This is a genomic window from Pseudarthrobacter sp. HLT1-7 (genome assembly GCF_059383435.1).
On record NZ_JBWZCH010000002.1, the window covers coordinates 19,182 to 35,441 of the forward strand.

Annotated in this window: 8 protein-coding genes; all 8 read right to left on the minus strand. The window is 70.1% G+C overall.

All coding sequences use genetic code 11. The annotated features are described in order from the left end of the window. Positions 1-91 precede the first annotated feature (91 nt). Positions 92-772: a FadR/GntR family transcriptional regulator gene (locus tag AC50X6_RS02255; protein WP_494964702.1), complete on the minus strand. Its 681-nt coding sequence runs from the start codon at positions 770-772 to the stop codon at positions 92-94. Further along, on the minus strand, positions 769-2,037 hold the full coding sequence (locus AC50X6_RS02260; RefSeq protein ID WP_494964703.1) for an MFS transporter: 1,269 nt from the start codon (positions 2,035-2,037) through the stop codon (positions 769-771). Before AC50X6_RS02260 ends, AC50X6_RS02255 begins: the two co-directional genes overlap by 4 nt. Further along, positions 2,021-2,902, minus strand: coding sequence for a 4'-phosphopantetheinyl transferase family protein (locus tag AC50X6_RS02265; protein ID WP_494964704.1), 882 nt, complete (start codon positions 2,900-2,902; stop codon positions 2,021-2,023). Before AC50X6_RS02265 ends, AC50X6_RS02260 begins: the two co-directional genes overlap by 17 nt. Next, positions 2,899-3,699 carry an ABC transporter permease gene (locus AC50X6_RS02270; protein WP_494964705.1) on the minus strand — a complete coding sequence of 267 codons (801 nt, stop codon included), beginning with the start codon at positions 3,697-3,699 and terminating at the stop codon, positions 2,899-2,901. Before AC50X6_RS02270 ends, AC50X6_RS02265 begins: the two co-directional genes overlap by 4 nt. Further along, positions 3,696-4,694, minus strand: coding sequence for an ATP-binding cassette domain-containing protein (locus AC50X6_RS02275; RefSeq protein ID WP_494964706.1), 999 nt, complete (start codon positions 4,692-4,694; stop codon positions 3,696-3,698). Before AC50X6_RS02275 ends, AC50X6_RS02270 begins: the two co-directional genes overlap by 4 nt. Next, entirely contained in the window at positions 4,691-4,903 is a 213-nt protein-coding gene (locus tag AC50X6_RS02280) for an MbtH family protein (protein ID WP_326965958.1), read from the minus strand. The genes AC50X6_RS02275 and AC50X6_RS02280 overlap by 4 nt, the downstream gene beginning before the upstream one ends. Before the next feature lie 73 nt (positions 4,904-4,976). Then, positions 4,977-15,743, minus strand: coding sequence for an amino acid adenylation domain-containing protein (locus AC50X6_RS02285; RefSeq protein WP_494964707.1), 10,767 nt, complete (start codon positions 15,741-15,743; stop codon positions 4,977-4,979). 177 nt (positions 15,744-15,920) lie between these two features. Further along, positions 15,921-16,196 (minus strand): hypothetical protein, encoded by a 276-nt coding sequence (locus AC50X6_RS02290; protein ID WP_494964708.1) that lies wholly within the window; start codon positions 16,194-16,196, stop codon positions 15,921-15,923. Positions 16,197-16,260 lie beyond the last annotated feature (64 nt).

The following is a 16,260-nucleotide window of genomic DNA, read 5'->3' on the forward strand; positions in this document are numbered from 1 at the left end:
CTGGCCGCGCGGCACTCAGTCAGCCACGAGGCAAAGGCCTCCGCGCCGGAACAGGATTCCGGCGCGGAGTCCTTTTGTGTCGGGCGGGCAGCTACTGCTGGATCCACTCCGCACAGGAGTTCAGGTTCCGGTGGACGCTTTCGACGGCGGCCGTCTGGTCGTGTGCCTCGATGGCCTCCACGAGTTGGCCGTGGCCCTCGTGCGGGAGGCCCTGGAAGCCGCCCTTGCGCTGCTGCCGGAGAAGGTCGGCATGGAAGACCTCGCCGAAGCTGACGTACAGTTCGTGCAGCAGCGGATTGCCCGATGCCCGGGCCACCACCACGTGGAAGTCCCAGTCCGCCCGGGCCCAGCCGGCGTAATCCCCGGCCAGCCAGGCGAGACGGCGCGCCGCCAGGAGCCCGCGCATCGCGGCGACGTCCTCGGCGCTGGCATGACGGGCCGCGAGCCGTGCAGCCTGCGTGTCCAGCCCCACCCGCACCTCAAGAATGTGGACCTGCGAGTGGTCCCGGTACATCCGCTGGGCGGCGCCGGAGATCTCGCTGGTGGCACGGACATAGGTGCCGTCACCGCGGCGGACCTCAAGCATGCCGCTGTGCGCGAGTGCCTTGATCGCCTCACGCAGGGTGCCCCGGGAGACTCCGAGGGCGTCCATCAGCTCCGGTTCGGCCGGAATCCGCTGCTGCAGCTGCCATTCCCCCGAATGGATCAGCTCACGCAGCTTGGCGGTAATCTCATCTACCAGGGGCGGCCGGTGTGACGTCGTGAGGCTCACGGCCGGACCTCGTCGGCCGGCGTCCCCGCGGACTGGATTCCAGGCTGCGCCGTGAGCAGATGGCCGACGGCGATCTGGCCCAGGGCTACGGCCAGCAGCAGGAGGAGGGGGAGCGTCCAGGACCCGGTGGCGCTGTGGAGCAGGCCCATGCCAAACGGGCCCAAGGTCGCGAGCAGGTAGCCTGCGGACTGCGCCACCGTGGACAATGCTGTGGTCTCGGCGGTGGTGCGGCCGCTGCGGCTGATCATCACCATGACCAGCGGGAAGATGCCGAGCCCGACGCCGAGCAGGACCGCCGTCAGGGGAGCCCAGGAGACCGGCAGCACCAGCATGGTCAGGACGCCCAGGGTCATCGTCACCGTGGCCAGGTAGAACGCGGTGCGCCGCATCCGCGGGCGTGAACCGATGGCGACCAGCACCATTCCGGCCGGGACGGAGACGAGCTGCATCAGCCCGAACATCACTCCGCTCTCGGACGCGGTGAGTCCGAGCGTGACCAGCATGTAAGGGAACCAGCTGAGCACGGCATAGGCGATAAGTGCCTGCACCGTGAAGCCGGCGGTGATCAGCTGGCCGGTGCGGGTCCGCAACAGCGGCCAGGGGGAAACCCGGCCGGCCTTGACGGCGGGCGCATTGCGGTGGGCGTGAACGGCGATCGGCAGGAAGCCGAGGCAGGCGCAAAGAGCCAGGAAGCCGATGGAGCCCACTCCCGCGGAGGGCGAGCCGAGCTGCTGCGCCACAGGGACGATCAGCACGGCCACCGCGGTGGCCCCCGTCGTCATACTCAGCGTATAGAGGGCCGTCATGAGGGAGGTCCGGTCCGCGAAGTGGACCCGGATGAACGACGGCATCGCGACGTTGCAGATGGCCAGCCCGGACATGCCGACCACCGTGCCCGCGAGCAGCATCCCGGTCGAGGGGATGCCGCGGAGCAACAGGCCCGCAGCGAGCAGCACGAGGGAGAGCAGGATGGCCTTCTCGAGGCCCAGATGCCGGGTGAGCCAGGAGGTCGCGGCGCCGGCCACCGCGAAACACAGGGTGGGGATCGAGGGGATCACGGCGGCGATCAGTGCACCGTAGCCCAGGACCGCCTGCAGATCGTGAAGCAGGGCGGCGGCGCCGGTGATGCCGGCGCGCAGGTTGAGTCCGATCAGCACGATCGCGACGACTCCCGCGATGATGGCGCCGCGGGGTGCGCGCATGCCGGGCAGAGGTGCTGTCTGGGGGAGGGCGGACGCCGTCGTGCTGCTAGGACTGCTTACCATATGTAAAGGTTAGACGTTTGATGTTTGCGCTGGATCCTTTAGTGCTGAATATCTCGGGAAGAGGCAATGGCTGCGCGGGCACACCGGACCGCGCCGACACGGCCGCCAGATAGCCGGGCGGAGCAGGCACGGCACCGACCAGAAGACCATGGACGGCCGGGTTCCCGGGGCTTTCCGCACGGAACACGGCGCGGGCACCTGCCGGGTCAAGCCGCACAGCGGACGGATCCACTGCCAGCCCGACGCCGGCCGCCTTCAGCACGGCCTCCTTCGCCACCCAGAGCCTGATCCGGTCTGCATCCGAAGCATCGGAAGCTTCCGCAGCGCCGGAAGCGTTGGACGCCTCGAGCCCGTGGCGCCCGAGCCCTTCCCCCGGGGCGACGGCAAAATCGTCAAAGCCGGCGTACACCTTGGCCGGCACCTTTTCGATGTCCGCGCCGAGGCTGATTCCGGCGGGGCCGGCGGCGGCCATTACGGTTCCGTGGCTGCGGGACATGCTCAATCCAACGCCGTCAATGGAGGGCTTGCCGTGCTCTGTGCTGCCGCAGCCGCCGCAGAGCCGCCGAACCTCAAGTCCTGCGGCGTCTTCGGGCCCCAGTCCCAGCCACCAGGCGGCCAGGAGCCGGAAAAGGGCGTGGGAAGCGGAGTAGTCCAGCCGGTCCTCCTCGCGGTGGAAACGGAGCGAGGCGTCGTGTTCCTGCGGGGACAGGAATGCGCCGAGGCTGCCAAACGGGCCGCCGTGCAGCCTGTCGCCGTAAAGCCCGCCGTAAAGCCCGCCGCCGGCCTGGACCGCCGCCGCCTGAACGGCGGCGGACGGTACCGCTACGTAGCAAATCCCGGCAGGGCCGCCGTCTGGCGCTGTCACCTCTTGCTGATCCGGCGGTACTGGGCGATTGCCAGTGGGGCGAACACGGCGATGATGCCGACGCTGCACAGCACCGAATAGAGCACGGCATTCTCGGCGGGCCAGCCGCCCGGGATACCGAAGCCGGCAGGTGCCGGGTTGCCGAAGAGTTCCCGGGCGGCCGTTGCCACGGCGGTGACCGGATTCCATTCGGCAATCACCCGGAGCGGCCCGGGCAGGGAATTGACGGACACGAACGCGCCGGAGACGAAGGTGACCGGGAACAGCCACACCAGGCCCAGGCTTTGCGCCACCTCCACGCTCCGCGCCGTCAGCGCGATGACAGCGCCGATCCAGGAGACGGCGAAGGCGAACAGCAGCAGCAGTGCCAGCGCTCCCAGCGCCTCGGCCGGGCCGGTGGTGATCCGCCAGCCGATGGCGAGGCCGCAGAGCAGCGTCACGACGACGGACAGCACGCTCGTGAACAGGTCCGAGGAGGTGCGGCCCAGGATGACGGCCACGCGTGACATCGGCAGGGACCGGAAACGGTCGATCAGCCCCAGCTGGAGATCCTTGGCCAGGTACACGGCGGTGAAGGAGGCGTTGAAGGTCAGGGTCTGCGCCAGGATGCCGCCGATCAGGTAGCTGCGGTACTGGTCCCCGCCGAGCGTCCCGCCGAAGACGAAGCCCAGCAGCAGCACGAACATAACGGGCTGCACAATTCCTGTGACCAGCGCGCCGGGTGTGCGTACAACGTTGATGAGATTGCGCCGGGCAATGACGGAGCTGTCCCGGGCCGCGGCCGTGATGGCGCTCATGCGGCAACCTCGACTTTCGCCGGAGCTTGCGCGGCCGGAGTTTGGGCCGCCTGACCGGCCGCGGCGGCGTGGCCGGTCAACTGCAGGAAAACGTCATCCAGGGTGGGGCGGCGCAGCGAGGCCTCCTCCACCGGCAGGGACCGGGAGTCCAGTTCGGACAGCACCCGGACCAGCATCCGGTGCCCGTCGGGCGCGGCGATGGAGACGCGCAGGTTCTGCGGGTCCAGTTCCGGCCGGGCGTCCGGCCCGGCGGCCTGCTCCAGGACGGCGGCGGCAGCGGTAAGGTCCGCGGCGTGGCGCATCACGACGTCGATCCGTTCCGTACCTGCGCTCTGCTTCAGTTCCGTCGCCGTCCCCTCGGCAATGACGCGTCCGTGGTTGATGACGGCGATGTGGTCCGCCAGACGGTCGGCTTCCTCGAGGTATTGCGTGGTCAGGAGCACGGTGGTGCCATCGGCCACGAGCCGTGACACCACGTCCCAGGTGTCGAGCCGGCCGCGCGGGTCCAGTCCGGTGGTGGGCTCGTCCAGGACAACCACCTTGGGCCGGGCCACGATGGCCCCGGCGAGGTCCAGCCGCCGCCGCATGCCGCCGGAGAACGTTCCGGAGCGTTTGCCGGCGACGTCGGTTAGCCGGAAGCTTTCGAGCAGTTCGTGTGCCCGGGCCGCCGCGGTGCGCCGGTTCATGCCGTAGAGCCGTCCCACCATGTGCAGGTTTTCGAAGGCCGTCAGCTTTTCGTCGACGGCGGCGTACTGCCCGGACAAGCCCAGGTTCCGCCGTACCAGGTCCGGATCGCTCAACACGGAATGCCCCGCAACCCGGGCGTCACCGCTGTCCGGGGACAACAGGGTGGTGAGCACCTTCACGGTGGTGGTTTTGCCCGAACCGTTCGGTCCCAGCAGGCCCAGCACGGTCCCTTCGCCGGCCTGCAGGGAGAGCCCGTCCAGAGCCTTGAAGCTGCCGAAACTCTTGCTGACGTTCTCGACCCGGATCACTGCGAAGCGGCGAGCTCGGCGACTTTACGCGGAGCCATATCCGTCCAGGTCCGGGACACGTAGTCCAGGCACGCTTCACGGCTGTCCGGGCCGAACATGGTGACCCAGCCCTCCGGAGCGGCGGCGAAGGCGGGCCAGAGGGAGTGCTGCTGATACTCATTCACGAGTACGGAGAACGTTGCGGATTTGTCATCGAATGGATTCGTCATGGTGACCTTTCCTGGCTGTTCTGGCATTCGGAAAGCCCCGCGCATGGATCAGGGGCATCACATGCTATTCGTCTCAGCCGCCCAGCTGGATGGCCAGCGCAGGCATGATTGCGTTGAGAGCCCGGTCACTCAGCAGCTGTGAATGCCGCTCGTCCACCGCAATGTCGGTGATGCTGCCGGTGACGAACGGCTGCCAGGACTCGCTTCCGGGCGTGCCGGCCGGTACCTCGCGGGTGGCCCGGAAGAACAGCAGATCGCCGCTGAACAGCTGCGGCTGCTCATCCCGGATCAGCCGAGCCAAGTCCGGGAAGTTCCGCACCATCGCGTTGACGGAATCCAGCGGGACACTGCCAAGGGGGTTGTGGTGCTCGCGCAGGATTTCCAGCGCGCGGGTCCCGTCCAGGGCCGCGGTGTCCTCGTCCGCCAGGTCGTAGCCCTGGGCTTCGAGGTAGCGGGCCCACAGCGCCTGTCCGGTTCCGACGTCGGAATTGTGGTCCTGGTTGCCGGGGAACGCGTCCAGGATGGCCAGGGACGCCACTTCCTGTCCCAGTTCCTGCAGCCGGGTGGCCAGCCGGTGGACGAGGTACCCGCCGAAGGACCAGCCCATCAGGTGGTAGGGGCCCTCCGGCTGGACGGAGCGGAGCTGTGCGATATATTCGTCGGCCAGCTCGGTCAGGGTGGCGGCCTCCACCGGATGGGTCCGGCCCGGCTCCATCCCGGGCATCTGCAGCCCGATCAGCGGACGCTCGGGATCCAGCCGGCCCAGCATCGAGGCATAGCCCCAGCCGATCCCCGAGGCAGGGTGAACCGCGAACACCGGTAACTTGGTCCCGGCCGTCCGCAGGGGAAGCAGCTGACGCAGGCTGTCCGCCGCGCTTTCCTCCGCACCCTTGCCCGCCTCCCGGAGCAGGCCCTCCACGGTGGGCGCCCGGAACAGCGACTGGACCTGGAGGGATGTCCCCAGGGCCGCGTTGACCTTGGCGATGAGCGGCTGGGCGAGGAAGGAGTGCCCGCCGAGTTCGAAGAACGACTCGTCGACGCCGGCGCTGTCCAGCGAAAGGACCTCGGCGTAGATCCCCGCGACGGTCTTTTCCCGCGGGGTCCGGGGGGCCTGCCCGGCGCTGCGGGCCACGCTTCCGGGATCCGGCAGCGCAGCGGCGTCCACCTTGCCGTGCGGCGTCAGCGGCACCTCATCAATGACCACGACGGCGGCCGGCACCATGTAGTCCGGCAGCAGTGCCCGCACATGGTTGCGGACGACGTCGGGCAGGGCGCCGTTCGCCGGACCGGTCTCCGCCGGCACCACATAGGCGATCAGACGCACACCGCCGCTGCCGCCGTCGTGGCCAACGGCACGCACCACGGCCTCCCGGACGCCGGGGGCGCCGCGGAGGGCTTGCAGTACCTCGCCGGGCTCCACCCGGAAGCCGCGGATTTTGAGCTGGTCATCGTTGCGGCCGGCGAACACAATCCGGCCATCGGCGTGCCGGTAGACGACGTCGCCGGTGCGGTACATCCGCTCGCCGCGGCCGGTGAAGGGATCGGCGACGAACCGCTCGGCCGTGAGCTCGGGCCGGCCGCGGTAGCCGCGGGCGAGCTGGCGTCCCGCGATGTAGAGCTCACCGGCCGCGCCGGGGAGGGTGTGCTGCAGCCTGTTGTCCAGGACATAGAGCCGTGTTCCGGCGGTGGGCGCGCCCAGGACGGGCCCGGCGGTGTCGCCGACCCTGGCCAGGACGGTGTCCACTGTTGCCTCGGTGGGTCCGTACAGGTTCCAGGCCTCGACGCCGGGGTGCGGGGCGACGCTGTCCCAGAGTCCGGCGTCGAACGCTTCCCCGCCGAGCGCCAGGCTGAAGCGTCCCGCCTGGCCGCCGCCGGCATGACCGTCCAGCAGCCCGGTGAACACCGGCTCGGTCAGGAGCTGGCGCAGGTAGCCGGGGGTGGTCTCCCAGACCGAGACGCCGTGCTCCGCGAAGTAGGCGGCGAGCTGCCGGGAATCGCGGCGGGTGTGGTCATCGATCACGTGAAGTTCATGGCCGTGCACCATCCACAGAATCGGGTCCCAGGAGGCGTCGAAGCCGACGCCAGTGGTGTGGGCGACCCGCCGGCGGCCGGCGCCGGACATCAGCGTTTCCCGGTGCGAGCCGAGCAGCGCCGCGAGGGCGCCATGGCTGACCTCGACGCCCTTAGGCCGTCCGGTGGAGCCCGAGGTGAACATCACGTACGCCAGCTGGCGGGGGTCCGGGTACGGCAGCAGGGCTGTCAGGTCGGCGGCATCCGCGTCGATTGCCAGCTCGTCCAGCAGCAGCACCCGGGGCCGGACGGGCAGGGCCGCAACGAGCTGCTCGACCCGGCCGGCCACGGCGCGGCTGGTGAGTATCACCGGCGGCGCGGCGTCTTCGATGATGGCGGCGGCGCGCTCGTCCGGGTACTCGGTGTCGATGGGGTTGTAGACGGCCCCGGCGGCCAGGACCCCGAACATGCTTTCCACCGTTCCCAACGATCGGGGGAGCAGCACGGAAACCACGTCCCCGCGGTTGACTCCTGCCGCCGTCAGGGCGGCGGCGATCCGGGCGGCTGAAGCGGCCAGCCCGGCGAAGCTCAGGGACTCTCCGTCCGACACCAGGGCGGTGGCGTCCGGCGTCGCGCTGACCGTTGCGGCGAAGGCTGCCAGAACTCCGGGCTCCGCATCGGCGGCTGCTGCGTCGGCGGCAGCTGACGAGCTGCCTGGGGCGGCCGAGCGTGTTCCGGCGGTGGCGTCCATCAGCCCGCGTGCCTCCTCGTCCCCGATCATCGGGAGCAGCGCGACGGAGGTGTCCGGCGACGCCGCAGCCAGCTCAAGGAACCGGCCAAAGCTGTCCGCAAGCCGCCGGATGGTCTCATCCTCGAACATTGCTGCGTTGTACTCGATGGTGCCGGCCAGTCCGCCGCGGCCGTTGCCGTCGTCGGCCCGGAAAGTGAAGGACAGATCGAACTTGGCCTCGCCCGACGCCGTCTCCGGCTCGGCCGCCACCCGGACGCCGGGCAGCTGCGGGACTGCCGGTGCCTCGTTGTCCACCGTGAGCATGGTCTGGAACAACGGGTGGCGGCCCAGCTCACGCTCGGGATTCAGGGCTTCGACCAGCCTTTCGAAGGGCACATCGTCGTGGTCGAAGGCGGCCAGGATGCTGTCCCTTGACCTGCCAAGCATGGTCCGCAGGCTGGGGCTGCCGGCGGCGTCCACCCGCAGCGGCAGGGTGTTGACGAAGAATCCGATGAGCTCGCGCAGCGCCGGATCCGTACGCCCCGCCGTCGGGGAGCCGATCACGAGGTCATCGCCGGCACCCGTGCGGTGCAGGAACGCTGCCAGTCCGGCGTGGAGGGCCATGAATAGGGTCGCGTTCGACGCCGAAGCGAGACTGCCCAGTGCCCTGACGCCGGCGGGATCGAGCCGGAACTGCAGCTGGCGTCCGGGCTGGCGCGATTCGCGCGGCCGGCGGTGGTCCGCCGGCAGCATCAGTTCGGCCGGAATACCGGCCAGCGTGTGGCGCCAGTGGTCCAGCTTGGCGGTCAGCCCCGCCCCGTCGAGCTGTTGCCGCTGCCAGTTGGCGTACTCGGCATACTGCAAGGGCAGCGGAGCCGGATGGGCAGCAGAATCATCGCCGAGGGCAGCCTCGTAGGCTGCGGACAGGTCCCGGGCCAGCGGAGCGAGGGAGGCGCCGTCGCTCGCGATGTGGTGCATGACGAGGTGCAGGACCCACGCCGTCGCGTCCTCCGCGGATCCGATCCGGATCAGCCGTGCCCGCAGCGGGAGCTCCGAACGCACATCGAAGCCGCGTTCGGCGTCCTCGCGCAGCAGAGCCGGAACCTCCGCCTCCGAGCCGGCGGTGGCCGCGTCCAGCCGCATGCCGGCGGCGGCGCCGTCGTCCGGAGCCAGGATCAGCTGTTCCGGCACGCCGCCGGTGTCCGGGTAGACGGTCCGGAGGATCTCGTGGCGTCGGAACAGCGATCCGACGGCGGCGGCCAGCGCGTGCTCGTCCAGCTCGCCGGTGAGGCGGACGGCCAGGGAGATGTTGTAATCGGCGGCGCCGGGATCCAGCTGGTTGAGGAACCACATACGGGACTGCGCAAAGGAGAGCGCCAGGCGGTCCGGCCGGACCGAATCCGGGCTTTCCAGCCAATCAGCCAGCGAGGTCAGGGCCGCCGCGGGCCCGGCAGCGGGCTCAGCCGCGGGCCCCGCTATGTTCGCGGCGGCACTCGCGGCCGCACCGGCGGCGGCGGAGGCACCCCGGGCCCCGGTCCCGGTCCCGGTCTGCCGGTGCACGGCTGCCAGCAGACCGGCCGGGGTGGGCTCGTTGAAGAGGGTGCGCAGCGGCAGTTCGGTGCTGAAGACCTCCCGGACGCTGCCCATCATCGAGACGGCGAGCAGGGAGTGCCCGCCGAGAAGGAAGAAATCATCGTCCATGGCGACGGTGTCCACACCGAGGATCCCGGCGAAAATCCCGCACATGGCCCGCTCCTCGGCGGTCGCGGGGGCCGCCCCCGCCGCCCCCGTGCCGGCGGAGGGCGCAGGGAGCGCCTTCCGGTCCAGTTTTCCGTGCGCCGTCAGCGGGATGGCAGGGAGCCGCATGAAGATCGCGGGGACCATGTAGTCCGGCAGCATGGCCGCGGCCAGGCCCCGCAGTTCCTCGGGTTCCGCGGTTCCGGCGTAGTAGGCCACCACCCGGTGGGCCGGCTCGCCGTCGGCCACTGCCACAGCGCGGTGAACTCCAGCGTGGGAGGCAAGTACTGCCTCGATCTCGCCGAGTTCCATCCGGAAACCGCGGACCTTGACCTGCTCGTCGGTGCGGGACAGGAACTCCAGTGTGCCGTCCGGCGCCCGGCGGACCAGGTCGCCGGTGCGGTACATCCGGCTGCCGCCGGCCGTGAAGGGGTTGGCGACGAAGCGTGCGGCCGTCTCGGCCGGGCGCCGCTCGTAGCCGTGGGCCATGCCGGGACCGGCGAGGTACAGCTCGCCGGGTACGCCGGCCGGGACCAGCGCCAGGTACGGGTCCAGGACGAAGGTGTCGGTATTGGCGATGCCGCGGCCGATCGTCGGTGCGCCGCCGCTGATTTCGGCTATCACCGAGTCCACGGTGAACTCGGTGGGGCCGTAGAAGTTGTAGGCGGAGACCTCGGGCGTCGAAGCGAGCCGGGTCCACAGCTCGGCCGGGACGGCTTCGCCGCCCAGGGCAAGGATGAGCGGCTGCTCCCGGGCGGTGTCCCTGGAACCGTCCCTGGAACTGTCCCGGGAGCCGTCCAGCAGGCCGTACTGCAGCAACTGGCCGGCGTAGGACGGAGTGGTCTCCAGGACGTCGATCCCGTGGCTGCGGCAGTAGCCGGCCAGGGACTCGGCGTCGCCGCGGACCTCGTCGGCCACCAGGTGCAGTTCGGCTCCGGCAATCATCCAGAGCATGGGATCCCAGGCGGCGTCGAAGCCCAGGCCCGCGATGTGCGCCACGGACACGGTTCGTCCCGGGGCCGCCGCCTGGAAACGCGGGGCGTACAGGGTGCGGTGGTGGTGGTTGTAGAGGTTGGCCAGGGCACCATGGGGCACGGTAACGCCTTTGGGCCGCCCGGTGGAACCGGAGGTGTAGAGCACATAGGCCGGGGCCTCCGCGGCCGGACGTCGGGCGGCGAGGGCGGCGTCGGAAATTTCCGCACCCGCCGCCAGCAGCGCATCGACGCCGACGGTCCGCGGTCCGTCCGAACCGGCAGCGGCGGGCGCAGCGGAGATAACGACGGCGGGAGTGCCGTCCTCGAGGATGATCCGGATCCGCTCAGCGGGGTAGGAAAGGTCCACAGGGATGTAGACCGCGCCGGCCGCCAGCACCGCAAGGGCGGCGGCGGCGGCGTCGGCCGTGCGGGGCAGCGCCACCGCGACCCGGTCGCCGGGTTCCACGCCGGCGGCCATCAGGCCCTTGGCGAGGGCCTGGACCCGGCCGTGGAGCAGGGCGAAACTGGCGGCATTATCCGGACCGGCGGCATCAATGAGCGCCGAGGCGTCCGGCGTCCGCGCCACCGTGGCCCGGAAGGCATCGACGACGGTCTCCGGCAGGAGCGTCCCCGCCGGGAGCGTCCCCGCCGGGGCGGGTTCCGTCTGGTCAGGTTCCGTCTCGGTGTCGGGCGCCGGATCGGCCGCCCGGAAGCTCTGTTCCAGGGCGTGGGCATGCTGCTCCGGGGACTGGATCCGCAGCCGGTCCAGCGTGACGTCCGGGTCCGCGGCGAACTGCTCCACCACGGCGAGGAAGCTGGCCACAAGCTGCTCGGCGGTGGACCGGGAGAACAGCCCGGGGTTGTACGCGAGCGAGCCGCGGATACCGGCAACGCCGGAGGTAAGCTCCGCCGCGGGATCTTCTTCTTCAACGGAGGCAACGGTGCCGCCTTCCACCAGGTCCAGCAGCAGGTCGAACTTGGCGCCGCCCGGTTCCTGGCTGAGGTCGGCCGTGGCCTCGAGGCCGTCCATCGACAGACCGGCGGCCGCCGTGTTCTGCAGCGTGAGCATGACCTGGAAAAGCGGGTGGCGGTGCTGGGACCGGGCCGGATTGAGCTCCTCGACCACCCGCTCAAAGGGTGCGTCCTGGTTGGCGTAGGCGTGCAGGTTGGTGTACCTGACGCTCTCCACGAGCTCCGCGGCGCTGGGGTTCCCGGAGGTGTTGGTGCGCAGCACCAGGGTGTTCACGAAGAAGCCCACGAGCTCGTTGAGCCGGGTGTCCGTCCGGCCGGCGACGGGGGTGCCCAGCGGGATGTCTTCACCCGCGCCGGACTTGGTGAGCAGCGCCGCGAGCGCGGCCTGCAGCACCATAAAGAGGCTGGCGTTGTGGTCCCGGGCCAGCGCGTTGAGCCGGGCGCCGGTTTCCGGGCGGATGGCCAGGGGAACGGACGACGCCGGTCCGGCGGAGCTCCGCGCGCCGCGGAGGAAGTCGAACGGCAGCCGCAGCTCCTCGGGGGCGCCGCGCAGTTCGCGGGTCCAGAACTCAAGCTGGCGGGCGATGGCGCTCGCCGGGTCGTCCTCGCTGCCGAGTTCCTCGCGCTGCCAGAGCGTGTAGTCGGCGTACTGGACCGGAAGCGGGGCCAGCGCTGTGTCCGCGCCCGCCGCCAGGGCGTTGTAGGCCTGCGAGAGGTCCTGCGCGAGCGGGGCCAGGGACCAGCCGTCGGCGGCGATGTGGTGCAGCGTAATGGCCAGCACATGGTGGTCCGGGGCCAGCTGGAAGAGGACAGCGCGGAGCGGCAGCTCACGCGTGACATCGAAGCCGCGGCGGGTTTCCGCAGCGAGGGCGCCGGCCAGGGCTTCGGCGGTGCACTGGACACCGAGCAGTTGTACGGGGCGCTCGCCGTCGGCAAGAATCTGCTGGGCGGGTTCGCCGTCGACCAGCGGGAAAACGGTCCGCAGGCTCTCGTGCCGGCCGGCCAGCCGGTTGATGGCCTCCTCCAGCGCCCGGACATTTAGGGACCCCTTGAGGTCCAGCACCACGGGGATGTTGTAGGCCCCGGATTCGGGATCGAAGCGGTTCAGGAACCACAGCCGGCGCTGGGCGAAGGAGAGCGGAATGACGCCCGGGCGTTCCGCCGGTGCGAGCGGACGGGCATTGCCGGCGCCGAGCTCAAGGGTCTCGGCGAGGGCGGCCACAGTGGCCTGCTCAAACACCGTGCGCAGTGCCGGTGCCACGCCGGTCCTGTCCCGCAGCAGCGCCACGAGCCGGGTGGCCAGCAACGAGTGCCCGCCGAGTTCGAAGAAGTCGTCTTCCAGCCCGACGGCCGCAAGTCCCAGGACTTCCTTGAATGCCTCGGCCACGATCCGCTCCCGCTCGTTGCGGGGCTCCGTGGCGGCCGTTTCCAGGCTCGGGGACGGCAGCGCCCGGGTATCCAGCTTGCCGTTGGCGGTCAGGGGAATGGACGGAATCTGCTGGACGGCGGTCGGCACCATGTAGTCCGGAAGCTGCCGGCGGGCCTGCTGGCGGAGCTCCGAGGTATCCAGCTCGTGGCCGGACGTGACATAGCCGAGCAGCTGGTCGTAGCCTGCCCGGTTCTTTGCCACCGCCACGGCGGCATGCTCGACGCCGTCGAAGGACCGGAGGACCTCCTCGATTTCGGCGAGCTCAATCCGGAAGCCGCGGATCTTGACCTGTGCATCCATGCGCCCCCGGAACTCGAGGGTTCCGTCCGCAAGCCGCCGGACGACGTCGCCCGTGCGGTACATGCGGGAGCCGTCCGGGACGAAAGGGTCGGCTACGAAGCGCTCGGCGCTGAGGCCGGGCTGGTCGAGGTAGCCGCGGGCCAGGTTGATACCGGCGACGTAGAGCTCGCCGATGGCGTTGACGGGGACCGGGTTCAGGCCGGAGTCCAGGATGTAATGGCGGCTGTTGGCTACCGAATCGCCCAGCGTGGGGTCGGAGCCGGGCTGCATGACGGCGGTCAGGGAATCTACCGTCGTTTCGGTGGGGCCATAGAAGTTGTAGGCCACCACTCCCTCCTGCTCGGCAAGGGAGTTCCAGAGCGCAGGATCCACGGCCTCGCCGCCAAGAGCCACCACCGTCGGGTGGGTCTCCTGGCTGAACAGCCCGCCGGCCAGGAGCACCTTGGCGAAGGACGGGGTGGTTTCGATCGAGTCGATGCCGGTACCGGCCAGGTAGCTGCTGAGCGCTTCCGGGTCGCGGCGGGTCTGGTTGTCCACGAGGTGGAGTTCATGGCCGGCGATGAGCCAGAGGATCGGATCCCAGGACGCGTCGAAGGACAGGCCGGCGGTGTGGGAGACCTTGAGTTTGCGCCCGAGTCGCTCCTCCGCGGGACGGAAGATGCTGTCCCGGTGGGAGGTGTACAGGTTCAGCAGGGCCAGGTGCTCGACGCCGACGCCCTTGGGCCGCCCGGTGGAGCCGGAGGTGAAAATGACGTAGGCAAGATCCTGCTGCCCGGCCGACGGTGCCGGCGCCGCCCCGTCCTTGCCGTCCAGGCAGGAGACCATCAGGGCGGAGTCCAGCACGGTGACGGGGACAGTGGTGGCGAGTTCCTCATGGCCTGCGGTGCCGGTTCCGGTTCCAGCATGGCCGGCGTGGCCGGCGGTGAACGCCGCGGAGGTCAGCAGACGGACGGGGGCCGCGTCCTCGAGCATGCCCTCCACCCGCCCGGCGGGGTAGTCGGGATCCAGCGGGAGGTAGGCGGCCCCGGACTTCAGGATCGCCAGGAGTGCAACGGGCAGCAGCACGCTGCGGTCCAGCCGGACGGCGACGGTTTTCCCGGGGCCCGCGCCGTGGCTGCGGAGGAACCGGGCCAGCTGGTTCGAACGGGTTTCGAGTTCACTGAAGGTCAGTTCGCCGTCGGGCGCGACGACGGCGGTCCGGGAGCCGGCGTCGCGGGCGCTGAGCTGGAATTCCTCCACGATGGTGTGCTGCGGAAGCGCCGCGTCGCCGGCGTCGCCGGCGGCCAGCAGCGAGCGTTCCTCGTCGGCGGTGGTCACCGAGAGCGATGCCAGGAGCGCCTCGGGCCGGGTGGTGACGTCGTCGATGAGCCGGACGAAGCGGTCCAGATGGTCTTCCAGCTGCCGCGCGGAGTACAGGGCGGCGTTGGCTTCGAACTGGATCATGGCGGTGCGGGTATCGGCGGGGGCGGCGCTGCCGGCGCCGAGGCCGTGGACGACAATCGAAAGATCGTCGATCGGGCCGGTGGACAGAATGTTCATGGTGCCGCGGGCGGGGCCGAAACTGATGTCGTCCAGGACGGGCAGGATGTTCACTGAGGGGCCCAGATATCCGGTCTGCGTACTGAGGTCCTCGAAGCGGGAGCGCTGGTGGATCAGGGCGCCGCGCAGGGTGGTGCCCATGGCGGTGAGGGTGTCGCGGACCGTCGCGCCGGGATCGACGCCGATCCGGATCGGCAGGATGTTGGAGAGCATCGAGGGCGTGGATTTCGCGAGCTTGCCGCGGCGCGCGGTCACGGGCAGTGCCACGGAGACCTCCCGCTCGCCGGTGATCCGGTGCAGATAGAGCGCGGCGGTCGTGAGGACCAGCGCCGGCGCGGAGCCGGCGGCGGACGCCAGCGCGGCAGCGGCCGTGGCCGGCAGCGGCCGGGCCGCGCGGACCAGCGAGGTGGCAGTGCCCGCGGGCCGGCCGGCCAGTCCCGCCGCCGCCGGGGCGTCCTGCAGCTGCGCTTCCCAGTAGGAGCGGTCGGTCTTGGCGGTGGCGGACTCCGTGTAGTCCGCCTCTGCGGCCAGGAGCTCGGTCAGAGAGCCGAAGCCGGCAGCACCGTGCCGCTCAGCCGCTGCCGGCGAGCTGTCCGAAACCGCACTGTCCGAAACCCCGGTGTCCGAAACTCCGCTATCCAGCAGTCCGTTGTACAGCCCGGCGATACGCTTGAGCACCAGCACCGCCGAATAGCCGTCCAGCATGAGGTGGTGGACCCGCTGGTAGAAGTAGTGCCGCTCGGCGGAGAGCATGATGAGCTCGGTGTGCAGCAGCGCGTCGCGGACGGCGTCGCACGGTAGACCGAGATCAGCGTCCATCAGGGCCCGCGCCTCGGCTTCGGGGTCTTTGGTGACGCTCAGGTCCGTGAAGTCCAGCCCGGCCGGGTTCGGCATATGACGCTGGAACGGGCCGGTTTGGTCCTCCCCGAAGGCCATATTGAGCGCATCGGTCCCGGCGACAGCTTGCGCCACCGCCTCGGCCAGCACGGAGACGTCCAGTGGCCCGGAAATCTCGACGAACTGGCCGATCTGGTACATCGGGTTCTCCGGCGCGAGCTTCTGGGCGTACCAGATGCCTCGCTGCGCTGGGGTCAGTTCGAGCCTGTCGGCGGAGTTGTTGGACTGGGCGTTCAGGGAATTCGAGGACATGTTCCTTCTCGGGTATCTCGAGGGGGCTGCGGACGCACCAGGGCACAGGAATAGGACCCGCGCGTGAGCTCAGGCAGGGCGGGGTCAGGCAGAATGACTTCCGGCAGGACGACCACCGGCAGGCGGCCGTGGGCGGCCGGCCTGCCGGAGGATCAGGGGAGGATTGTCAGGGGAGGGTTACTGGAACTGGCCAAACTGGAACGGTCCGGTCTGGCCGGTGTTCACGAGGGGACCGTCCACGAGCGGGCCGTCGACGAGGGGTCCGTTGACCAGCCCGCCGTTGATGAGCGGGCCAAAGCTGAGCTGGTTGTTCGATGCCGAAGGCTGGGAAACCACGGTGGTTGCGTCGGGCTGGGCGGCGGCCTGGGCAGGCATTGAGGCGACGCCGAGGGCTGAAATTGCCAGGGCTGATCCTGCGGCGATCCGGGTTGCGGTCTTGAAGGTCTTCTTCACTTTTCATCTCCAGTTACGTAGCCGTACAGTTTCCACGCACCAAAAAAGGTGCCATAGAGCCATT

What these genes read in the sequence shown, in the direction of transcription:
- AC50X6_RS02260 (WP_494964703.1), bottom strand. Translation starts at nt 2,037, where the DNA reads ATGGTAAGCAGTCCTAGCAGCACGACGGCGTCCGCCCTCCCCCAGACA.
- AC50X6_RS02270 (WP_494964705.1), bottom strand. Translation starts at nt 3,699, where the DNA reads ATGAGCGCCATCACGGCCGCGGCCCGGGACAGCTCCGTCATTGCCCGG.
- AC50X6_RS02280 (WP_326965958.1), bottom strand. Translation starts at nt 4,903, where the DNA reads ATGACGAATCCATTCGATGACAAATCCGCAACGTTCTCCGTACTCGTG.
- AC50X6_RS02285 (WP_494964707.1), bottom strand. Translation starts at nt 15,743, where the DNA reads ATGTCCTCGAATTCCCTGAACGCCCAGTCCAACAACTCCGCCGACAGG.